Source organism: Legionella pneumophila subsp. fraseri (assembly GCF_000586315.1).
GTDB classification, from domain to species: Bacteria; Pseudomonadota; Gammaproteobacteria; order Legionellales; family Legionellaceae; genus Legionella; species Legionella pneumophila_B.
This window is the reverse complement of sequence record NZ_KK074227.1, coordinates 93,029-117,091: the sequence shown is the minus strand read 5'-3', so window position 1 is coordinate 117,091 and position 24,063 is coordinate 93,029. Positions and strand designations below refer to the sequence as shown.

Genomic DNA, 24,063 nt, shown 5'->3' with positions numbered 1-24,063 from the left:
TTTATTCCAGATTATAATGTGTGCAAGAACAAAATTATCACACAGATATGGGCGAGCAGCAAACAGTAATCGTTGTGTATTGCTAAATAAAAGCAGCATACAACAATCGATTCTAGCACTTTTATTTATAGGCTGTAGGACATGATCACTTATCCAAAAATCAAGGTGTTGTCCGTTTGAGCTTCAAACCTTGATTTTTAGCTTGGTAACGGGGCAATATAAAAAATATACAGATAATCCGACACAAAAACCAAGGTTTTACAATCAAAATAACAAAATGTCAGCTAATCATAATGCTGTGTCATAATTTATTGGCCTTGAGATGAGTAAGTAATCTGGGAATAAAAATAACAGCGGCTAAAACAACACCACCGAAAAATAATAAATTGCTTGTTGAAAAGAAGGAGTTCTTTTTATCAGACACTTCAGTTGAAGGTTTTTTTTCTGTCGTAATATTTTCCTCATCCACCTTGTTGTCCAAAGAGAGGGACTGAGGAGCAGAAATAGTTTCCTTATTTTCTTTATAACGACCAAGCAAGGTATTTAACTTAATATCATGGTCTTTTGCCTTTGAGAGTGCCGATTCATAGATTAATTCAGCGTCGAAAACCCCAAGGCCTGACTGTTGCAAAAACGCTTCACTATGCTGATGCAATTTGTCTATTTCATTTCCGAATTCAACATATCTTGTCGTTGCATTTCGTCTTAATACATTGAGCTTGTTATGAGGGATGCTATCATCAAACTCCATATCCGGATTTTTTCTTACCTCTCTTGCCAAATTTAAAATGGAATACACTATCTGAACGCTATCATGTTGACATTGCTGTTGAATTTCAGTGCTTGGCTGTGAAAAACCTTTATCACTAAAACTCTTAATTTCTGAAAGCCTGAGTAATTGCTCTTTGGTTCTATTGTAGACCGTATCTTTAGAGTTATTTTCAATAAGCAGCCATTCTGCATAGGATCTCAGATATTCTTGTTCCACATAAAATTTTACTTGCTCAAAAACATGATCAAAAATGGTCATATCCATTGAGTCAGATTTTGAATTGGCTTCTATTTCCTTTAATAACTTCTCCGCGAATCCTAATAATTCATTCACTTCTTCGTATATGAGAGCGGCGTTTATTATCGCATCTTCACCTACTTTAAGTTTTGCGAGCTCAAGATATTTGTTAATCTGGATATCAATCAGATCACATAAAAACTCAAACAACCTTGTATATTGACTCATATTTTTTCCCTATTTTTTTAACCAAACAAATTATTATACTTCTTGTGCAACTTTAGTTATTCAGTTTAAAACAAGAAACACATTTTCGATGGGTTCGTAGATTTTCATTGTATACATCCACTCTACGAACTATTTGCGTTACAGCTATAAAACAAAAGACACTGTTTATGCAAGAGATTTATTGTAATTTTTATTGGCTGAATGGTAAAAACAAGAATTTGAGACCAAATAATAGTTAATCTATATTTTTAAAAAACTATTCGGTTAACTACTAATTTTTTTAAGAGTAGAAAGCACTCCATTTAAAGCATATTGACAGGCAGACAAACGTATTTCTTGCCGACTTCCAGTGAATTGCTGTCTTGATGTTTGTTGAAATTGATGACGAACTGCCCAGGCAAAGCATACAGTACCTACTGGTTTTTCAATACTGCCTCCTTCTGGACCTGCGATACCAGTAACTGATACAGCAATATTACCCATACTATGTTGTAACGCACCAAAAGCCATAGCCAAAGCGACTTCTTCACTGACTGCCCCATGGGTTTGTATTAGCTCGTGAGCAACAGAAAGCATTTCTTCTTTAGCTAAATTACTATAAGTAACAAAACCACGCTCAAACCAATTTGAGCTTCCGGGTATTTCTGTAAGGCAAGTAGCAATTAAACCTCCCGTACAAGATTCCGCGGTCACTAATTGCCATTTGGCCTTTTTTAAATAGGCTGCTATTTCTTCAATCAGTATCGAGAAATGCCCCATACCTTTCACCTATAAAAAACCCCATAAAACATCTATGGGGTTTTCTTGATAATTTAAATAAATAACACTGAAATTAATTTTATTGGCCTTGGCCTTCAGTAGAAGGTTGGGCTTGGTTATTTCCAGTATTTTCACCACCTTGTTGTTGCTGATCAGTTGGTTGTTGCTGCTGTTGTTGATCAGTCTTTGTATCTGCAGGCTTTGAGCCCTCACCGCATCCAGTTAAAAATAATGCTAGACAACTAGCAGCAGCAATCATAGCTAAACGATTCATAATCACTCTCCCTATTTATTTTTTGTAATATCACGTTAATTCTAGCAAATATTCTCATTAAGTGAAGGACTTATCTTCTGAACTTAAAAAATAAAATTTATATTTTGTTGCAGAATGTTAAATTAAATGGCAAAAATAAGTGTTGGCAATCATTTTGGCAAACTCACAGTAATTTGCGAATTTTAAAAATCATACTTATTTTATGACACATTAAGATTATACTTAATGCACTTTCATGTCATATTGATCATATTATGATCATAAAAGCCAAAACCACCAACATATCTTACTGACTTCACACAACACTTTTGTTAAAATTGGGGCAATTTCAATCAACTCAATCACTATGGCTAGCTCTCACACCCCAATGATGCAGCAATATTTGCGCATTAAAACAGACTATCCCGACATGCTTTTATTTTATCGCATGGGTGATTTTTATGAGTTGTTTTTTGATGATGCCAAACGCGCATCACAACTTTTGGATTTAACTCTGACACATAGAGGACAATCTGCTGACAAACCTATTCCCATGGCCGGCGTTCCCTATCATGCAGTAGAAAACTATTTGGCACGGTTATTAAAAAAAGGGGAATCCGTAGCCATCTGTGAACAAATCGGAGATCCAGCTACCAGTAAAGGACCAGTAGAAAGACAAGTAACGCGAATCATTACTCCTGGTACAGTAACAGATGAAGCATTATTAGATGCCAGAAAAGATAATATTTTGTTGGCCATACACACCCAAAAACAAAAAATTGGTATTGCATGGGTTGATTTAGGTGGCGGTCGTTTTCATTTGCAGGAATTAACAGAAGAACATCAGTTAAATGCAGAGTTAGTGCGCCTGCAACCAGCAGAGCTCCTCTGCAAAGAATCCACGCCGCTTCCTTCATTTTGTTCTAACTTTGCTGTTAAATTCAGACCAGGATGGGAATTTGATGCAAGCAACGCACATAAATTATTGTGTGAACAATTCTCCGTGACCGATCTTTCGGCCTTTGGCGAACAAAATTACCCCACTGCCTTGATTGCAGCAGGCGCTTTATTAGCTTATTTAAAAACCACTCAAAAACAGTCATTACCACATCTTACAACACTTACTCTTGAGCAATCCGAGGATTACCTGCAACTGGACGCATCGACTCAAAGGCACTTGGAGCTTTTTGAAAATATACATGGTGGTGGTGAGCACTGTTTGCTTTCCATATTAGATAAAACAGCTTGTGCGATGGGAAGCCGTTTACTCAAGCGTTGGCTGGGAAAACCATTAAAACAACATGCAATCATTCAAACAAGACAACAAGCCATTAAGGAAATTATTTTTCTTCAACAAGACGTTTCACTTCATCAGCTGATTAAACAATGCGCCGATGTGGAGCGCATAGTATCACGTATTGCTTTAAAATCGGCACGCCCGCGTGATTTGGTTTCCTTATTGCAAACTCTGACACTGCTTCCAGCAATCCATGACGAATTACAAGAAAACAAGACCTTGTTAATCAATGAAATCAAGAAAGAAATAAGCCCTCTCCCGCTGCTGCAGCAACTGCTTGAAACAGCCATTATAGACAACCCGCCGATGCTAATTAGGGATGGTGGAGTCATTGCTCCAGGATTTGATGAAGAACTGGATGAATTGCGTAATTTAAGCAGCAATGCTCATGAAACATTAGTAAAACTTGAACAGGAAGAAAAAAATCGCACAGGATTATCCACTCTAAAACTAGGTTACAATAGCGTTCAGGGATTTTATATTGAACTGTCAAAGGCACAAGCTCAAAATGCGCCGCCCCATTTTCACAGAAAGCAAACTTTAAAAAATGTGGAACGTTATATTACTCCCGAACTAAAGTTGTTCGAAGACAAAGTGCTTTCAGCTCAATCCAAAGCATTGGCTCGTGAAAAATGGCTATATGACAATTTACTTGAAGAAATTCAGCAATACATACCTGAGTTATCGGATCTTGCAAAATCTCTGGCGCAATTGGACGTATTAGTCACTCTTGCTGAAAGAGCACAAAGTTTGAATTGGAATTGCCCGAATCTCGTTCCTGAATCAGGCATTATGATACAAGCCGGACGACATCCTGTCATTGAGCCATTATTACAAGAACGATTTATCGCTAACGATTTGGAACTTAAACCAAATCAAAATATGTTACTAATCACTGGGCCCAACATGGGCGGCAAATCGACCTACATGAGGCAAACCGCCTTAATCGTTCTGCTGGCACATATTGGAAGTTTTGTACCTGCTGATGAAGTGAGATTAGGTCCATTAGACCGAATCTTTACTCGCATTGGGGCCAGTGATGATTTATCCTCTGGACGTTCCACTTTTATGGTGGAAATGACTGAGACAGCTCAAATATTACGGCAGGCAACCAGCCAAAGCCTCGTATTAATTGATGAAATTGGTCGTGGTACCAGTACCTATGATGGAATGGCATTAGCTTACGCAAGCTGTGCCTTTCTTGCGTCAACAATAAAAGCCTATACTTTGTTTTCTACTCATTACCTGGAGTTGACCGAATTACCCAAAGACTTCTCTTGTATTCGCAACGTGCATTTGCAAGCATCCATCAAGACAGGACAAATTGTTTTCTTGTACCGTGTCGAAGAAGGTTGCGCAAATCGTAGTTACGGATTAGAAGTCGCAGAATTAGCTGGTATACCTAAAGAAGTGCTAAAGCTGGCTCATGAACATCTGAATCAGATACAAGATACTCAATCTATCCTGGTCCAGACTCAAATTATAAAGCCTCCCACATCTCCAATTTTAACTGAACTAAAAAAAATTGATCCAGATAGATTAACTGCCAAAGAAGCGTTGGATTTAATTTATAAGTTAAAACAACTGGAGTGTGCCGAGAGCATCAATTGATGTAGTTATTACATGAATAGGTTTACATATTTAATCATACTAATCATTTTGTGTTTTCCATTGTTTGCTCAGGATAAAAAAGCCGGGCTGTTTGAGATTGATGGTATAAAAGGAAAAGTTCTTGCTAATGTGGAAACTCGTTTAGATGAATTGATCCAAATTAAACCTTTAAGCCAATTTACCCCAACCGAACTTCAAGACCAAATTAATAAAGCCATTCAACCATTTGGATATTTCAATGCGGAAACCAGTATTAATAACCTCAACAATAAAATAATAATAAAAATTCAACCTGGGCCTCAAATTCGTATTGCCTCCATTAAAGCGATGCTAACAGGAGAGGGAGCACAAAATCCATTATTACGAAAAACTCTGAAAGAGTTACCCCTGCATATTGGAGATCCTCTGTTTTCAGAACAATACGAAAAAGCAAAACAAAACATTATTAATACTGCAGAAAATATGGGGTATTTGCACGGCGTATTTAAAAAAGCTGAAATATTGATAGATGAACACAAAAAATCGGCTCAAATCACCCTGATTTTTGATACGGGGCCCCAATATTATTTTGGCCAGGTGCAATTTGACCCAACCTATATTTCTCCTCAGCTATTACACCGTTTCGTACCATTTGATCCTGGCCAACCTTATGCCACAGATCAAGTTTTGAAATTGAATGATTATTTATCGAACAGCGGTTATTTTAGTTCTGTACTGGTAAAACCCCAAATTACTGACGCCCAAACAGTACCGGTCATTGTTCATTTGCAACCTGTACCTAAATATTCCTATTCATTTGGCCTTGGCTATGGAACAGACACAGGAGTGCGTGGAAAAGCAGCTCTTCATGTGATTCCAGTCAATCGCCAAGGACATAAGTTTAATGCCGTAGCACAAGGCTCTTTCAGGCAAAACGCCTTACAAGCCCAATATGTAATCCCCGGAAAAAACCCTGTTACCGATCAATATGCCTTGACCGGTAATTTTTCAAATTTAAACTATAATGCAGGTTACAGTAATGCTACTCTCTTATCCCTGAGCCAATTGCATAATGTGAATCAATTTCAAAGAGCGCTTTCACTGAATGCTCTGTATGAAAGTTTTCATTACTCTCTACAACCCAATACGGATCAGTTTTTGCTCTACCCCAAAGCCAATATCACTTTCAGTAAAACTAAAAATCTCTTGTTTTCGCCATCAGGGTATAATATTACTTTTAACGCGCTTGGGGCGAATAAGGCCGTCCTCTCCCATCTGAACTTTGGACAACTTTCACTGGATGCCAAAGCCGCGCTCACATTGGATTCACTGCATTTGCGCCTGTATGGGCATACCATCCAAGGTATTACAGCAATCAATGATATCAATGAATTACCGCTTTCCCTGGCATTACTTCTGGGAGGAACTGACAACCTTAAAGCCTATAGTTTTAACTCTATCGGACCAGGAAAAATTATCACTTATGGTGGCTTTGAAATTCAAAAAGAATTCAAAAAAAACTGGTATCTTGTTGGATTTTACGATGCTGGAGATGTTTACAATCCATCCGTTAAAAACATTCAATACGATATTGGAGGCGGTCTGATGTGGGTTTCCCCTATTGGGCCAATTAAAGTTGGATTAGCCCAATCAGTCGATAATAAGATGGAGAGAATAGGACACAATCCAAGATTGGTTATCAGTATGGGACCAGACTTATGATGATATTAAAATTTATAAAAAAAGGATTTTACTACTGCTTAATAACAGCAATATGTCTGGTTAGTTTGATTATCTTTTTGATTTCAACTACCCCGGGGCTATATGCAGTAATTAAATTAACTCATTTATATCTTCCTGGCACTCTTAAAATACACCATCTTAAAGGACAATTACTTGATCAATTTTCTATTGGTGAAATGGAATATCAACATCAAGACACTAAAATAAAAATTTTTAACCTGGCGGTTAACTGGCGTTTCAGCTCATTGCTTCACAAAAAATTGCCTATTGATAGCATGAGTGCTGAAATGATTGAAATAAATCAAAAGACGCCCATACTGATACTAAAAAATATCAAATTAAGCGGTTATTTAAATCAACAATTAATTAAACTGAATACACTGCAATTTAATTATTGGAATCAATTGATTACCAGCCAATTAGAAGTTAGCAACTCATTTCCTCATGTATTTTCAGGAAAAATTCGTTTAAACCCACATTCTACAAATAAGAATATATTCTCAGGAGGGGTAGACATTGGCGGTAATCGGAATCAAATTCAATGGGGAGGAGAATTTGAAGGTCCTGGAAAAATAACAATTAACGGCAGTCTTCAACAGTTAAAACAAATAAAGCAAGTCATAAAATGGCGCGACTTACATTGGCAAGACAATAAAAATAACAATTTAAAAAGCTCGCAAGGAAGAATTGAAGTATCGGGAACAATTCCAAATTTAGCTATCGACTTAAAATCCAAACTTGACATAGATCAATTAAAAAATTGGCAAATGAACGCTTCGATTAAGGGCAAGCTGCCTTGGCAATGGAATGTCGATGCTACGTTCTCTCAACCATTAGATTTCTCATCAAAACTTGATGGTTTATATACAAAATTTGCTTTGAAAATGGAAACTCAAAATGACCATCATGCCGACTTTCTGATCACCATTGCTCCAGGTCATTATCAAATAACAGAAAACAATCTGATGCCGTTAATTCAGTTTACTGGCGGCAATATTAAAGGCTCTCTTTCCCAAAAACAATTCAGTGGACAAGGAGTTCTCTTTCTGGATGCATATAAAAAAGTGAATTTTAATTTTAAATTCCCGGAGTTTAATGTCTACCAAGATATAGCACAACAAACAATTGATGCGAAACTATCCATTCTTTTTAACTCTCTGGATTTTTTGCAAAATGCCAGTCCTTATTTAATAAATCCCAAGGGACAATTTCTCGCCTCCATTCATGCAAAGGGCACTTTAAATAAACCAATAATTGAAAGTAAACTCGCTTTAAACAAAGGCTCATTTAATATCCCCGCTTTAGGTCTCAATATAACTGATATGGTATTAGCGGTTTTTAGCAAAAAAGATGGATGGGAAGCGACTGGCTCTATTCATTCATCTGAAAAAAAACTGACCTTAAAAGGACAAGGGATTTTCAATAAAGAGCTTGGTGGGACTGTTTCAATAGAAGGTTCCAATTTTCCCATTGCAAATAATAAGGAATTCCAGGTTAATATATCTCCACAGTTACAGGTGCGCTTCACTCCATCGCTATGTCAAATCACTGGAATTATCCAAATTCCTAATGCTCATATAAAACCCCAAACATTTACCAATAGTCTTGTGGCTACAGATGATATTGTATTTGCGAGTAAGAATGCCCAACCTATAACCCCCTTATTTAATACCAATATGTCAGTACGAGTTGAAATGGGAGAAGAAGTTGAGCTGACCTTTAAAGGATTGCATGCTTATTTGGCGGGTATAGTTACAATCAATCAATTATCACAAGGACCCATAACGGCAAATGGTGAGTTAACCGTCAAAAAAGGAGAATATAAAGCCTATGGGCAAGATTTATCTATTGAACAAGGACAATTAATTTTTACAGGCGGCCGAATTGATAATCCTGGAATTAATTTAAAGGCATCCAAGAACATATCCAATTCATTTGGGAGTGTATCAGGCTCATCCGAACTGTTTAATTTTAACAATTATAATAACCTCAACGTTGGTAACAATTTTAATGTTGGAGTCGAAGTAACTGGACGATTACAATCACCTAAAATTCAATTATTCTCTAATCCTCCAACACTTTCTCAAGCAGATATCCTATCTTTTCTTGTAATAGGCCGCCCAGCCAATCAAGCAGATAAGGCAAAAGGCCAATTACTTTTAACAGCTATCTCCTCGATGAATTTAGGTACAGGAACTAATGGAACCCAACTGTTGGAGCAATTAAAGCAAAAATTAGGATTCGATTTTAACGTACAGACAACCACTAATTTTAATCAACAAACCAATAAAATTAGTGAATCAACTGGTGTTGTGGTTGGAAAATCTCTTTCAGATCGAATTTATTTAAGTTATAACGTCGGTTTGTCTCAAACTGACCCTAACGTATTAACATTAAAATATATACTAAATAAATTTTTAAGCATTCAGGTAAGCAGCAGTGATTCGGGTAATGGCGTCGATATTCTATATACTAAAAGCACATCATCACCAGAAAAAGCAAAACCTGACAAATAAAATCTTAATCCATACTGTCGAAGGATGTAATAAATGAATGAATATAATTTGCCTTTAAGATTATCTCGTTTAAGAAAAAATGCCATGTCAAGAGCATTAGTAAGAGAGACGAGGCTGCATACACAACAACTAATTGCTCCATTGTTTATTAGCGAATATTTAACTGAAGCAAAAGAAATCAGCGCTATGCCAGGCCAATTTCAACTAGGCCTCAATTGTATACCTGAGGAAATTGAAGCTTTATCAAAATTAGGCATCCCTGCAGTCCTCTTATTCGGCATCCCTAAGCAAAAAGATGCTTGTGGCAGTGAATCAATGAATAATAATGGAATCATCCAACAAGCTATTAAAAAAATTAAATCAGTGAATAGTGACATGTTAGTGATTACTGATCTTTGTTTTTGCGAATATACCGATCATGGTCATTGCGGGATTCTGGATGGTACTCAAATTAATATTGCTGCTACCTTAGAATTATTAGGAAAACAAGCGGTAAGTCATGCTGAAGCAGGTGCTGACTGGGTTGCTCCCAGTGGCATGACAGACGGAATGGTTTTGGCTATACGCCAGGCATTGGATACTGCCTCATTTCATGATATTCCTATTTTAAGTTACAGTGCCAAATATTGCTCGTGCCTTTATGGGCCTTTTAGAGAGGCAGCGCAGGGTGCACCACAGTTTGGCGATAGGAAAGCGTATCAAATGGATCCGGCAAATAGTGAGGAAGCTGTAAGGGAAACCCGATTAGATCTGGAAGAAGGCGCAGATATGATTATGGTTAAACCAGCCGGTTTTTATCTTGATATTATTTATAAACTTAAACAACATTTTGCTGATGTACCGCTTTGTGCCTATCAGGTCAGCGGTGAATATTCGATGATAAAAAATGCAGCAAAAAATAATCTAATCAATGAAGAACAAGCAATGACTGAAAGTCTCATTGCGATTAAACGTGCTGGCGCTGATTTTATTATTTCTTATTTTGCTAAAGGCATGGCTGAGTTATTAAACTCTCAAAATTTTATTTAATTATGAGTCAAATAAATCAAATCAAGAACTATAAAACGACTATATAAAGAGAAAGACTTGCCTCATCTATAACAAATCTCATATAGTAAATGGGATTGGCATTGCCTAATCAACTACAATCTAGAAGGAGAAATCAATGAATTTAATGCTTAAAGGTTTATCGGCCTTAGCAATTAGTCTCGGTGCTGCAACAACTTTTGCAGCTCCAGCTTATTTAACAACCCATAACAGAACTGGTGAAGAATCCAATGCCTACATAGCAGGCAGCATCCCCTCTCTTTACCCAACAGCAGCTTACTCTACCAATCAAGTGTATTGGAATTTAGTGAGATTGGCTTGCTATGGACATACAACTAATGGTCAATGCCCTGCCTTAATTAAAATGGCAACCAATACAGCTAACCCAATTGATATCGGATACGTTACCATGGATCTGAATACTGGCGATATTACTCCCAAGACGCTATCGGCTAAAGGCTATTCGCTGAGAGTAATAGGACCTGGAGAGGCTGAAATTACTAAAAACTAGTCAATTGTCTCCATTTGTTTTGAATAGCTTATGTAGGTTGAACGCTAATACAACCTACATAATCAATACATGTAAATACTTACGTTTATCTTAATTAAGATTAATTATCTCAGCACACGATTATCTAAACGTTATTTATCCCGACACACATAAAACTAACAGGGCTTATACAAAACCCCAAGGTCAGTGCAAAAAATATTTCCTAATTTTAGCGAAGAGATTGGGATTTTTCATAAGTTCTGACTAATAAAAAAGCCACGCATATCACGTGGCTTCTAACAAGGTCAAGAGAAAGCTTTATTTAGTCGGTGCTGGAGGTTCTTTATCAATAGTCCAAGTTGCTTGCACACCTACTAAATTGGCACCTGCAGTTCCAGATGCTGTAACGTTATATCTGGTTGTTGCAGTAAACGCATCAGTCCTGTTAATAACTGGATCACTTGAAGTAAATAAATGGGTATATCCGATATCGAGACCGATATTATTCGTTGCCTGATAATGAGCGCCAGCAGATAAAGCCCAACGATCTGTATCCGGTAAACGCACGTCTCTGTCAATATTGTTCGTAGGTGTTGGATCATAACCACCGCCCACACGAAGCATTAATTTATCATTAACATGATAATTGGCACCAATCGCTACCCGCAAAGTATCGTTATAATTCTGCGGTGATATGCTTATCGCCTTGGCTTGGGAAACATTTCCATTATCCGCTGGTCTTCCGGCAGCTGCATTAGAGAGTTGTACTGTTTTATAACTACTCCATGCAGTATAAACTAAAGAGCCTAACAGTGCAAGTTTGTCATTGACATCATGATAAGCACTAATAGTCACTACATCAGGAAAATCAATTGAGTTACTAAATAAATCATCGCTTTGAAATATGCCAGGTGCCGGGAACAAAAATGGCGCTAATATATTACCTGGACTTGCCAATGGCCCTGTTAGACGACTGTAGCCATAGAATTCATGCCGCATTGATGACTGATAGTTTGCACCGAGACGAGTATGATTATCGTTAAACATGCCCAGAACACCCACATGAAAACCTACTCCAAAAGAGTGTCCTTTATTGTAAGTCAGTGAATCGGCTAACATGGGGTTAAAAGGTGGCAAAACATTCAGTATGTTAGGTACTCCAAGTATACGATTGTATTTAACTCTAGCATATTGCAAATCCAAACCAGCCCCCAAAGCAACGTGCTCTGTTAATCTACCACCAATTTCGGGTGATATATTGGTGGTAATTAACTCAGTAAAAGTGGCTTGATAGCGCACTGGAGAATCTGGGCCCCAATCTGTTGCCAATCCAAATGGTGATACAACACTTAACCCAAACGTAGCATTTTCACCCAATGGCAAGGCATAATGAAACGAGGGCACAAAAGCATCCTCAGCCCCATTGATATTATTGAAAACCTCAGAATAAACAAAAGAAGGGAAAGGGGGCGGATTAATTGTTGAGTAAGTACTAACTCCGCTTAACTTGGCAGTTGGGAATACACCGACACCTGCAAATACAGCTTGCTGATCGCGGATTAATACCAAACCTGCTGGATTATACCAACCTGTAGAAGCATCCGCTGCTTCAGCAGCCACACCGGCAGCGAAGTTACCTGTTGTATATCCAGCTCCTTCGGTATACAAAGAAAATCCACCTGCGTTTAATGTACCAGTAGCTAGAACTCCGAGAACAGCAGTACTCACTAGCGTTCTTAAGGGTTTGTGCCTAATTTTCACTCCACACTCCTTTCGTTTAATAACATCCCAATTCATGGTAATAAAAATGATAATAAATGAATTTATAATGATTTAAAACGGTAAAAAAAAATTATTTCCTATTTTCTTAAATTTTTATAAAAGTTTTAATCATAATGAGTTAATCAAGTTAATTATGGTAAAATCAAAGGCATATGATAAATTTTTATTCGAGCCTACCTTTCCCAACCCATGCTTTGTAGACTCAACTCGTGACTTGGGTTGTCTTGAGAAAAATCTTTTTTAAATTGGGGCTTAATCTACTTGTACAAATACTTTAGTCCATGCTAAGGTGTATTAATTTTGAGCGGAATACTAATCATGCAACAAGTAGTCATCAAATTTGGCGGCACTAGTGTTTCAACCAGAGCCACTTGGAATAATATTGCTGCAATTACCCAAAAACATCTGAACACAGGTGTTCAGCCCGTTATAGTCTGTTCTGCTTTAACTCAAATTTCCAACAAACTTGAAAAAGCCATAGAGGCAGCCCTTCTTGACGAGCATCATAGCCTTTTCAATGACATTCAGAGCAGTCACCTGAATCTGGCAGAACAATTAGAAGTAAACCATGAGTTAATTGCTGCAGATTTGCACCAATTACAGCAATGGCTAACTGGAGTCTCCTTGCTCAAACAAGCGCCTGCAAAAACACATGCGCAAATTTTAAGTTTGGGTGAGTTGATGATGACTCGCTTAGGCCATGCCTTTCTTGAAAAACAAGGGATTAAAGTAAAATGGTATGATGCCAGAGAATTGTTAACAAGCACACCAACCCTTGGTGGAGAAACAATGAACTATCTCTCTGCCCGTTGTGAGAGTGAATACGACTCGGCATTGGTAGAAAAATTTCTCTCCAGTGGGGCTCAAGCCATTATTACCCAAGGTTTTTTTGCTGCCAATCCTCATGGTGAAACCGTTTTGCTTGGTCGAGGAGGCTCTGATACTTCAGCAGCACTACTTGCGGGAAAACTACAGGCCGCTTCTTGTGAAATATGGACTGATGTCCCAGGCATTTATACCGCCAACCCGCATCAATTACCCCACGCCCGATTATTAAAGCAATTAAATTATGATGAAGCTCAGGAAATTGCCTCAATGGGGGCCAAAGTTTTACACCCCAATTGCATACCACCTGTTCGAAAAGCCAATATCCCTATGGTAGTCAAATACACTCACCTGCCTGAACATTCAGGAACATTGATTACCAAAGACATTGATGAATCGGCACCCTTAATAAAATCCATCCAGGTTAAGCACAGCATACTGCTAATTTCTATAGACACTTTGAATATGTGGCAACAAGTAGGATTTCTGGCTGATGTATTTGCCGCCTTTAAAAAGCATGGGTTTTCAGTTGATTTGCTTTCTTCTTCTGAATTCAATGTCACCCTATCCCTGGATGTTAATGCCAAAATACATGATAGACCAGCAATTAATGCCTTGCTCGACGATTTAAACCAATTTGGACGCGCCAAACTGATAGAACCCTGTAGTGCTGTCAGTTTGGTAGGACATCACATCCGAACTGTATTACCTCATCTTGGCCCTGCATTGGAAGTGTTTGAAGCAAAACAAGTGTACCTGATGTCTCTGGCATCGAATGACCTTAATTTGACCTTTGTTGTTGATGAATCACATGCTGAAAAATTATGTCAAAGATTGCATCATCTGTTAATCGAAAGTAATCCTCAAATTTTTTATTACTCCAAAAGCTGGCATGAAGAATTTGGCAAACCCAATGCTCGTCCAACACCCTGGTGGGAAATTGAAAGAGACCGCTTGCTGACAACCAGTGAAATACATTCTCCTTGTTATATTTACCATAGCCCCACCCAGGCAACTCGTGCAAGACAATTATCTTCTCTGGAGTCAATTGATAGCTTGTTTTACGCCATTAAAGCCAATCCATTCCCTTCTATTTTAAAAACCCTGGAAAAAGAAGGGATAGGTTTTGAATGCGTTTCTATTCAGGAATTGGAGTTGGTATTAAAACTGTTCCCCAATATTAAAAAAGAAAGAATTTTATTTACACCCAATTTTGCTCCCAAATCCGAGTATGAATTTGCTCTGCAAATAGGCTGCTATGTGACCATTGATAGCTTGTATCCCTTGGAAAATTGGCCTGAATTGTTTAAAAACCGCGAAGTGATCGTTCGCATAGACCCGGGCACCGGAGCTGGCCATCATAAACACGTTTCCACAGGTGGAAACGAATCCAAATTTGGTATAACACAAAATGACATAGGCCAGATCCTATCACTTACCAAAGCCAACCACATTAAGGTTATAGGCTTACATGCTCATTCTGGTAGTGGCATACTCTCAACAGACTTATGGCAGCAAACTGCAGCGATGCTTGCCTCCCTGACGGATCAATTTCCTGAAGTACGCTCAATTAATTTGGGTGGTGGTCTGGGTATTGTAGAAAAACCCGGCCAACATCCTATTGATTTTGCAACGCTTGACGCACAATTAATGGCAGTAAAATCTCAATATCCAGGATTAGCCATCTGGCTTGAACCAGGACGTTTCTTTGTAGCTGAAAGTGGTGTCATTCTTGCCAAAGTCACTCAATGTAAAGAGAAAGGAAAAGTAAAATTTATTGGTATTGAAACAGGAATGAACTCATTGATAAGGCCTTCCTTATATGGAGCCTATCATGAAATTGTAAACTTGACTCGTCTGCATGAGGAAAAGGCTGGATTCGCCCATATAGTTGGCCCAATCTGTGAATCGGGAGATACATTGGGTTACGATCGGTTGTTGCCGGTTACCAAAGAAGGCGATGTGATATTAATTGCAAACACTGGCGCCTATGGTCACTGTATGAGTTCACATTACAATTTAAGACCGCCTGCTCAGGAAATAGTTCTGGAATAATGGCATGCCGCTAATCGATAGTGAACAAAGGAGCCAGGCGACAGATCCTGCCGAATCATTTATAGTCCAGGCTCCTGCCGGGTCAGGTAAAACAGAGATTCTTACCCAGCGTTTTTTACGCTTATTAAGTACTGTTCAGTCTCCTGAACAAATTATCGCCTTGACTTTTACTCGCAAAGCGGCGAGTGAAATGCGGGAACGAATTGTTCAGGCATTACATAGGGCCGCGTCAAATCAGCCAGCTGCCAGTGCCCATCAACAAAGTACTTTGAATTTTGCAAAGCAAGCCTTACAACGGAATGAGCAATATCAATGGGATTTACTTGAACAACCCTCTCGCTTAAAGATCATAACTATTGATTCCTTGTGTCAAAGTATTAACCGAGCCATTCCTTTGTTGGAAAAACAGGTGGCTTATCCAGACATTTCTGCTACACCTGATTCTCATTATATTAGAGCCGCTCGTTGTTGTATCCAGTATGCTATTGCTACACCAGAGTACCAAAAAGCAATTAAAACCTTACTTCTTCATGTTGATAATAAACAAGAAAGATTAATCCAATTATTCCAGTCGCTTCTTAGCCAAAGAGATCAATGGCTGCCTACTCTATTCCTGGCACGAGAGCAAGAAAAGTCAACTTTTGAACAAGCTTTGCGCCTTATTGAACAGCATGAACTCTCTCGTCTAAGAAATAGCCTGCCATCAGACCTGGCTCAAGAGCTAGTGCTTTTGTCACGTGAACTAGCTACTATAGAAAACAAACCTGATTCCCCACGATTTATATTAAGAGAATGGTATGAGTTTCAAAAATGCGATCAACAAATTGTCAGTGCTTTAAGCAAGTTACTATTAACTGGCGATAATCAATTGCGTAAATATTTCGACCATCATGTGGGTTTAATTAAAAAGGATTGTACTGCAAATGAATTTAACAGAATAAAGACATTGAGTGGCGAGTTACTTAGTAAGCTCAAGGACTACCCTGATTTCCTGGATGCGCTACTTAAAGTTAATCAATTACCAATCCCTGAATACGACAAAGAGCAATGGGACGTTTTGCAAGCACTTTTTTTATTACTGCCTTTATTGGTTGGACATTTACAAGTTTCATTTAGTGAGCACAACGAAGTGGATTTCGCTGCCATATCTCAACAAGCCTTGGCGGCTTTGGGTGATTTGGATAATCCAACTGATTTGGCCCTCTATTTAGATCATGCAATTCATCACTTATTGGTAGATGAATTTCAGGATACCTCCATTACTCAGTTTGAGTTACTTACAAAGTTAGTCCAAGGCTGGGAACCCGGAGATGGAAAAACTTTATTTCTGGTAGGTGATCCCATGCAATCCATCTACCGTTTCAGGCAAGCTGAAGTTGGATTGTTTTTTCAGGCCAAAAAACATGGCATAGGACCAGTTCATCTCAAATCATTGGAATTAAGCTGTAATTTCCGATCTACAGAAACAATAGTTAGCTGGGTAAACTATCATTTCAGTAAAATATTTTCTCAACAAGTTGATATCGAATCAGGGGCAGTATCTTTCCATCCTTCTGTTCATGTCATTGAGAACAATGAATCAAGTACTATTCAAGCATTGCAATTTAAAAATCGTGAACACGAAGCAAAACATTTGATTCAAATAATTAATAATGAATTAAACAGCAACCCTGAACAAACTATTGCAGTTTTAGTGCGGACAAGAACACAACTTCCTGCAATCATTAGCCTGCTTCGTCAAAATAATATTCCTTATCAAGGAACTGACATCGATTTACTAGCCAATTTGGTTCATTTACGTGACGTCTGGTCACTCACTCATGCCCTGCTTTTTCCTGGAAATCGATTGTCCTGGTTATCGGTACTCCACAGCCCTTATGTTGGATTAGGATTATCTGATATCCATCGCATAGCCCAATATAATTCAAAAAAATCAATTTATCACAATTTGCTCCATTTAGATAAAATTCAGGATATAAGTGAAGAAGGCCGATTCCGAGCCAATTTTTTCATTCAAGTCATGAGCCAGGCTTTGTTATGTCGTTCACATAGTCGTCTATCCGATTGGATAGCAAATACCTTGAAAAATCTGCATGTGGAAAAAATTCTTGATAAAACTCAGTTAAACGATCTGGAGCAATTATGGGTATTATTAGACCAATATGAAAAAGAAGGTCGCATTCCTGACCTGAACGAATGTTTAAACGAATTCAATAAATTGTATGCTCAACAAACAGCTCCTTCCCGCCTGCAAATCATGACTATTCATAAATCCAAAGGATTGGAATTTGATACGGTCATACTCCCTGGCCTTGGAGCACAAACCAGTCGCGGTGATTCGCCCATGTTGCGCTGGCTAAACTTGCCTACGCAGCACCATGGAAACCTATTGCTGGTATCCCCTATAAAAAGCGCAAACCAGGATAGTTGCCCTTTGTACGATTATCTGGATCAATTGGATGAAGAAAAATCCGCCTATGAGGCGCAAAGATTACTTTATGTTGCTGTTACCCGGGCAAAATCAAGATTATATTTGCTTGATCATTCAGCAAAATCCTATAAATCTTCCTTTCGAAATTTATTAAAATACCAGGAATTCATTGCAGATCCTGACGAAACCCAACATGAAGAACAAGAATTCCCTCTGCCGAAATTAGTCAAACTACCTATAGAGTATTATCAAAAACAGACTCCCAGTTTAGTACAATCTCAAGAGAGTTCATGCCCAGAGATATCTTCGGGTATTCCTCGGCTAATAGGCATTGTGTCCCATCAACTGTTACAATGGATTTGTGATAACCATCCCCAAACAATTAATCATGTGCCATGGAACTTGGTACATAATGAACTTAAACAATTAGGATTAAATCAGAAAGCGCAACAAACCGCCCTATCAATGATAAAAAGCCAAATTTCACAAATGTATCAAAATGAAATTGGCCAATGGATTTTATCCAGGCATGAAAACGAACAAAATGAATATGAGCTTCTGGTTGAGCATCAAAATAAATTGGTTACCCGTATTATTGATCGCACTTTCATTGAAAATGACACACAATGGATCATTGACTTTAAAACCGGGAAAGAAGATATAAACACCTTACAGCAACATCGCCAACAACTAAATGAGTACGGGCATTATCTGTCAGATTACACAAAATTTCCAATTAGGTGTGGATTGTATTATCTTGCAAATGGGCATTGGATTAATTGGCAATATGAAATGAGTGCTTAAAAACGTGGTAACTGCAAGATTGCTCAATAAAATTTAATTCATTCACCTTACTCATCAGAAAGGCCATGCCAAGAAATGTACTTCCTCTCATTTGGGCGCTATTAAATCAGTAAAAAGCAATTAATAATAATGGTACTAGTGATTAGCTGAGACCTAAGTTATCATTACCAATCTATTTTCAGACCAGGCTAAAAAATGACTATTGAAGATACTGTAATTAAGTTAATTAACTCATTAAAGGATCCCTTGCTTGATCTTAATGGAAAAGAAATGAATCTGCAGTACCAAATAACAACTAGTGACCAGAATATTCAGATTATCTTGACCGCCGGATATCCTGCCTCATTATTAGAAACGAGTTATAAACCAATAGTACAGAAAATAGTTCAAAATGAATTCCCCAATTACCAAGTTACTATTTCTATTCAACAATTCATCAAAGCACATAAAACTCAGTTAACAGGCAAAGCCCTGCGCGGAGTAAAAAACACTATCGCAGTGGCCTCCGGCAAAGGAGGAGTTGGAAAATCTACTGTCACAGTAAATCTTGCAGCAGCATTGGCAAAACTGGGTGCTCGAGTCGGCATTTTAGATGCGGATATTTATGGGCCAAGCATACCATTAATGCTTGGTGAAACAAAACCTGTGCAGGTAAAGGATAATTGCTACATACCAGTTGAAGCCCATGGCATGCAAGCCATGTCCATTGGCTACTTGACGGATACAAACCAGGCGTTAATTTGGAGAGGGCCTATGCTTGCCAAGTCTTTAATCCAAATGTTAGACATCACTCTTTGGAATGAATTGGACTATTTATTCATTGATCTACCTCCTGGTACTGGGGATATTCAACTCACTTTGGTACAAAAAATTCCCTTGACCTCTGCTATAGTGGTTACTACTCCTCAAAATGTCGCAACTTTAGATGCCCAGAAGGCGATCACTATGTTTTCCAGAACAGGCATTGACGTACTTGGAGTAATAGAAAATATGTCCACCCACATTTGTAGTCATTGCGGTCATCAAGAAGCAATTTTTGGTAAAGGTGGTGCTGCTGCCTTATGTGACGCTTATCAATGTATATTATTAGGTCAATTGCCTCTGGACAGTCATGTGCGAAAACATTGCGATGAAGGGATTCCCACTGCAACACATTCATCAAACCAATTAACTGACACCTTTATTAAAACAGCGATGCGAACTGCAATTGAGCTCAGCAAAAAACCTATAAACTATGCTGACAAATTTCCAAGGATAGTTGTTGAATAAGAAGTAATAGCTTTTCTACTATGTATTATTCCTTTCAGATGAGTATATAATACATAAAAACTGAGTTTGCTACCTCAAAGATATAACCAAGATCATAAAAACAAAAATAAAAGTGTCATGATTAGATTATTAATAATAACAATCAGTATATTATATTCGGGGCTTTCAATAGCCAAATCAAGTTACCAAATTGATTTAATACTCTTTGCACAACCGCAAAGCAGTGTTAAAAACATGAAACTGGATTCATCCGTTCCTCTAATTCCTGTCAGCCCAAATGCTATTCAACTGCATTCGGATAATAATAAAAAACATATGCCCTATACTCTTCTACCTCGCTCGCAATCAAAATTAAGTGATCAACATTATCTTTTAAGTCGTAAATCCCAATTTCAAATCCTGGGTCATTACTCATGGAGACAACCAGCGAAAAGTAATAGTTTAGTTGCGCTCCCTAAAATCAACCATAATGGATGGCAAATTCAAGGTACTCTCAAAGTACGTCAAAGTAATTACTATCTATTTGATGCTGATCTGCAATGTTTGTCCCCAGGTCATCAGGAGACGTCGTTTACTGTTTCCCAAAAGCAACGTTTAAAAGGAAGCACCATTTATTACCTTGATCATCCTCAATTAGGAATGTTAGTTAAAATTCATAAAATTGCTTAATAAATTATCATAATGATTTCTATGCCAACTTGGGTTGAACAATTTTTGTTATTAATTCAGCGATTGCATTAAAACAAATTTGTCGTGGAGTTCCTACGCGCCAAAATAACCCCACAGTACGAGATGGTGCGGGTTCAGAAAAAGGAATGCATTTTAAATGATTGGTTGAGGCGATTAGTGTAGCCAAGGCGGGCAGTAAGGTCACCCCCATTCCAGCCTGCACCATTAATCTCAATGTTTCCAAACTGGTCGCGGTAAAATCTGCAATTTCATTGGCTTTCGCTAATTGACATACAGCCATGGCCTGCTCCCTCAAGCAGTGCCCCTCTTCTAGTAACATAATAGGCTGATTTTTTAAATCATTGATATTAACTGATTTGGCTTGTGCCAAAGGATGGGTATTTGCACAAGCAAAATAGAAGATTTCTTCATATAAAATTTGACATGAAAAACGTTGATCTATTGGAAGTGCCATAATAGCAGCATCCAATTCTCCTTGTTCCAATTTAGTAATTAATCTATGAGTTTGATCTTCTATTAACCAAACTTTTAGACGGGGGTACTTATTTTTAATTTCTGGCATTACCAAAGGCAACATATAAGGGGATACTGTAGGTATAACCCCCAAACGTAACTCACCCGAAAAAGGATCTTCTGACTGACGAGCAAGTTCTTTCATCTCATCAATCAAAATTAATATTTTTCTAGTTCGATCCAATAATTTGGAGCCTTGATCAGTCAGTAAAACCTGTTTGTTAGTTCTTTCAAACAATACAACCCCTAACTCTTCTTCCAGCTTTTTTATTTGCATACTCAAAGTCGGCTGACTTACAAAACACCGTTTAGCAGCCTCACCAAAATGCTTTACATCAGCCAAGATGACAAAATAATGTAAATCTCTTAGATTCATAATTTCTCAATAATAAAAAAATCTATTTTGACATAGATTACAAATCTGCAGTATAAAAATCATTTTTTAAACTTTACTGAATATATACAAAATCTTTGATTCGAATGTAATAACAAATAGAATTCATCAAGAAATAAAAGGTATTGCAGATTATAAATTTACACAAACATAACAATGCTATATATTTCATCAATTTCAATATAATACAAACTACTTTGAACAATTTATCAGCTATTAAAAATTCAAAAATCACCATTTGGTTGGTGGGAGTATTTTTTTTATTATTCCAATTCTTCTTGCAGCTATCCTCGGGAATCATTGTAGGTGCAATAATGCATGAAGAAAATATTTCCGCACTCAGCGCAGGACTTTTAAGTAGCGCCTTTTACTATGTCTATACTTCTTTTCAAATTCCTGTCGGGATTCTTTTTGATCGCTACAATACCCGATATTTGTTATCGGTCAATGCAGCTCTTTGTGCCATCGGATGTTTTTTATTTGCCTCAGGACATAATCTCCCTACTCTTTTTCTCGGACGATTAATTATTGGGGCGGGCTCAGCTTTTGCTTTTATTGGCTTAAGTCATTTATTACGTCAACATTTTCCCTTAAAACAATATGCTTTTATGATAGGCCTATCGGAAACCTTGGGATTCACTGTTACAGTATTAGGAATGATTGGCATGGGTTCTCTAATCAGCCATTTGGGATGGCGTTATTTTATTAACATAGCAGGAATACTTGGATTCCTGATCGCCAGCTTATGCTGGTTATATATCCCCAATAGCAAGCCAATCGCTACTTTTCCCCATCAATACAAACAACAAATTATCCCCATTCTAAAAAATAAATTAGCCTGGTTTAATGGCCTTTTTGTTTGTCTGGAATTCTCGGTAATTACTGTCTTTGGCGCCATGTGGGCAGTTCCTTTTTTACAATTAAAACTGGATTGTACCATCAAAACAGCCAGTATATTAACTTCGATGATCTTGCTAGGCGCTGGTTTAAGCTGTCCTTTATTGGGTCAGATTTCGGTACATCTTAACAAACGAAAACCGCTCATTCATGCTTCTTGTCTATCTACTGCGTTGTTATTAATACTTGTTTTGTATTTACCAATTCAAAGTAAACTACTGATGGGTTTCTTAATGTTTTCTATGGGGTTAACTTGTGGTGCTTATATGTTAGCCTATTCCATTTCTAATGAATTGGCTCCCCCTGAATTCTTATCCACTTGTACCGGCTTCACCAACACCCTGGCAATGCTCTCTGCTCCTTTACTTCAACCACTGGTTGGATTTCTTTTAGATGTACTCAGTCACCACAAAAGCCAGTACAGCTTAACTGACTACCAACTGGCTCTTTTAATTATTCCTTTTGCTATGCTATTGGCAAGCTTGTTTACTTGCCTCCTGCCAGAAAAATCCAATCAGGCTATCCCAAATTAGTAACCGCTTGTACTGCTGATTCCTTAATTTGTTTAAAAGTCTGCTTGGATATAAAACAAAATCCTTTTGGATTTTCTTCAGAAAAACCTGCAACAGTTAGAGGAAAATCATCCTCTTGTTTTATGGTATTCACTAATTTTAATTTTAACCTGGGCAAACCCACGCTAAGTAAACATTGATTGTCGGTTAGGGTTTTAATGGAAACAAATTGGGACATTTTGACATTATTTCCTGAAGGATCCCGCCAACCTGCTACTGCAGCCCCTGTTGCATCGGTTTCCTTGAGATTTGCAGAATAAAATCCATTATCATTACTTAATCTACAAAAAATAGTGCTGATATCATGAGGTGAATTTTGATCCTTACTAAACCATAATTTGCTGAACCATGCTTTATTGCCTGTTACAAACTGCTCTTTATTACCTGCTCCCGTTTGTACATGCCCATTCAACCGACTGGTCTGTACCGCTTGCAACTCCACACCAGGCCTTAGCACTTGCGTTTCAACATCCTGATTATCCTGTTTTAACATATCTACTTTAAAATTAAATCCTTTTTCATTTTCGACTTTCACTCCAAAAATCCAACTGTCATTGATCGGATTATAGCGTAAAAATGAACGTCCAACTTGCCAGTTCAACTGAGTGGGGTTATCGATTTTTTCGCTGGATTCATAAAATAGGATTAACTGGTTGGTTTGACCGTCAATTAATGCGGTTTTAGCATAAAAATCGGCACCTTGCCTTTGCATCTGAAAAAAATAGCCATATCGATCACCACTCTCATTGGTGACCATACCTGTAAATATCCAACTTCCAACCATTGGTTCAGTTGTTTGGACGACTTTATCTTCTTCTGTCTCTTCCACAGCAAAAACGCTGCCACTTACAAATAAGAACACGGACAATAGCAATAACCAAATTCGTTTTGGCATCATA

General features: G+C 37.8%; 16 protein-coding genes. 10 read left to right on the top strand and 6 right to left on the bottom strand.

Translation table 11 applies throughout. The features are described from left to right. Positions 1 to 301 precede the first annotated feature (301 nt). The 3 genes from CC34_RS0114070 to CC34_RS0114060 form a co-directional block, all read right to left on the bottom strand. Positions 302 to 1,237: a hypothetical protein gene (locus tag CC34_RS0114070; RefSeq protein WP_028378089.1), complete on the bottom strand. Its 936-nt coding sequence runs from the start codon at positions 1,235 to 1,237 to the stop codon at positions 302 to 304. A 264-nt stretch (positions 1,238 to 1,501) separates the two neighbouring features. After that, the gene (locus CC34_RS0114065) at positions 1,502 to 1,996 is read right to left on the bottom strand and encodes a CinA family protein (protein WP_028378088.1); all 495 of its coding nucleotides are present in this window, start codon (positions 1,994 to 1,996) and stop codon (positions 1,502 to 1,504) included. Between the two features lie 79 nt (positions 1,997 to 2,075). Further along, positions 2,076 to 2,270: a hypothetical protein gene (locus CC34_RS0114060; RefSeq protein WP_011946739.1), complete on the bottom strand. Its 195-nt coding sequence runs from the start codon at positions 2,268 to 2,270 to the stop codon at positions 2,076 to 2,078. A gap of 346 nt (positions 2,271 to 2,616) precedes the next feature. Here CC34_RS0114060 and mutS point away from each other — a divergent pair, with 346 nt between their 5' ends. From mutS to CC34_RS0114035, 5 genes are all read left to right on the top strand, one after another. Further along, entirely contained in the window at positions 2,617 to 5,157 is a 2,541-nt protein-coding gene (gene mutS / locus CC34_RS0114055; RefSeq protein WP_028379633.1) for a DNA mismatch repair protein MutS, read from the top strand. Positions 5,158 to 5,169: 12 nt separating this feature from the next. Continuing rightward, positions 5,170 to 6,858, top strand: coding sequence for an autotransporter assembly complex protein TamA (locus CC34_RS0114050; RefSeq protein WP_028378086.1), 1,689 nt, complete (start codon positions 5,170 to 5,172; stop codon positions 6,856 to 6,858). Continuing rightward, positions 6,855 to 9,395, top strand: a complete 2,541-nt coding sequence (locus CC34_RS0114045) for a translocation/assembly module TamB domain-containing protein (protein ID WP_028379632.1) — start codon at positions 6,855 to 6,857, stop codon at positions 9,393 to 9,395. Before CC34_RS0114050 ends, CC34_RS0114045 begins: the two co-directional genes overlap by 4 nt. Positions 9,396 to 9,428: 33 nt before the next feature. Continuing rightward, entirely contained in the window at positions 9,429 to 10,424 is a 996-nt protein-coding gene (gene hemB, locus CC34_RS0114040; RefSeq protein WP_011946742.1) for a porphobilinogen synthase, read from the top strand. Between the two features lie 136 nt (positions 10,425 to 10,560). Continuing rightward, positions 10,561 to 10,953, top strand: coding sequence for a hypothetical protein (locus CC34_RS0114035; protein ID WP_010947535.1), 393 nt, complete (start codon positions 10,561 to 10,563; stop codon positions 10,951 to 10,953). Between the two features lie 297 nt (positions 10,954 to 11,250). Here the strand turns inward: CC34_RS0114035 and CC34_RS0114030 are convergent, their stop codons facing one another. After that, positions 11,251 to 12,693, bottom strand: a complete 1,443-nt coding sequence (locus CC34_RS0114030; protein ID WP_011946743.1) for an OmpP1/FadL family transporter — start codon at positions 12,691 to 12,693, stop codon at positions 11,251 to 11,253. Between the two features lie 339 nt (positions 12,694 to 13,032). Here CC34_RS0114030 and CC34_RS0114025 point away from each other — a divergent pair, with 339 nt between their 5' ends. From CC34_RS0114025 to CC34_RS0114010, 4 genes are all read left to right on the top strand, one after another. Then, entirely contained in the window at positions 13,033 to 15,594 is a 2,562-nt protein-coding gene (locus CC34_RS0114025; RefSeq protein ID WP_028379631.1) for a bifunctional aspartate kinase/diaminopimelate decarboxylase, read from the top strand. Positions 15,595 to 15,598: 4 nt separating this feature from the next. Beyond that, positions 15,599 to 18,829: a UvrD-helicase domain-containing protein gene (locus CC34_RS0114020; protein ID WP_028378080.1), complete on the top strand. Its 3,231-nt coding sequence runs from the start codon at positions 15,599 to 15,601 to the stop codon at positions 18,827 to 18,829. A 195-nt stretch (positions 18,830 to 19,024) separates the two neighbouring features. Next, on the top strand, positions 19,025 to 20,098 hold the full coding sequence (apbC, locus tag CC34_RS0114015) for an iron-sulfur cluster carrier protein ApbC (protein WP_028378079.1): 1,074 nt from the start codon (positions 19,025 to 19,027) through the stop codon (positions 20,096 to 20,098). Between the two features lie 117 nt (positions 20,099 to 20,215). Then, positions 20,216 to 20,767, top strand: coding sequence for a CsiV family protein (locus tag CC34_RS0114010; protein WP_028378078.1), 552 nt, complete (start codon positions 20,216 to 20,218; stop codon positions 20,765 to 20,767). Between the two features lie 19 nt (positions 20,768 to 20,786). On the opposite strand, the gene CC34_RS0114005 is transcribed toward CC34_RS0114010, so the two are convergent. After that, positions 20,787 to 21,677: a LysR substrate-binding domain-containing protein gene (locus CC34_RS0114005; RefSeq protein ID WP_028378077.1), complete on the bottom strand. Its 891-nt coding sequence runs from the start codon at positions 21,675 to 21,677 to the stop codon at positions 20,787 to 20,789. Positions 21,678 to 21,940: 263 nt separating this feature from the next. Here CC34_RS0114005 and CC34_RS0114000 point away from each other — a divergent pair, with 263 nt between their 5' ends. Next, complete coding sequence (locus CC34_RS0114000; protein WP_308471465.1) at positions 21,941 to 23,125, top strand: MFS transporter; 1,185 nt, start codon at positions 21,941 to 21,943, stop codon at positions 23,123 to 23,125. Here CC34_RS0114000 and CC34_RS0113995 read toward each other — a convergent pair. Beyond that, positions 23,112 to 24,062: a hypothetical protein gene (locus CC34_RS0113995; protein WP_028378075.1), complete on the bottom strand. Its 951-nt coding sequence runs from the start codon at positions 24,060 to 24,062 to the stop codon at positions 23,112 to 23,114. The two genes, CC34_RS0114000 and CC34_RS0113995, sit on opposite strands and share 14 nt — an antisense overlap. Position 24,063: the final 1 nt, after the last annotated feature.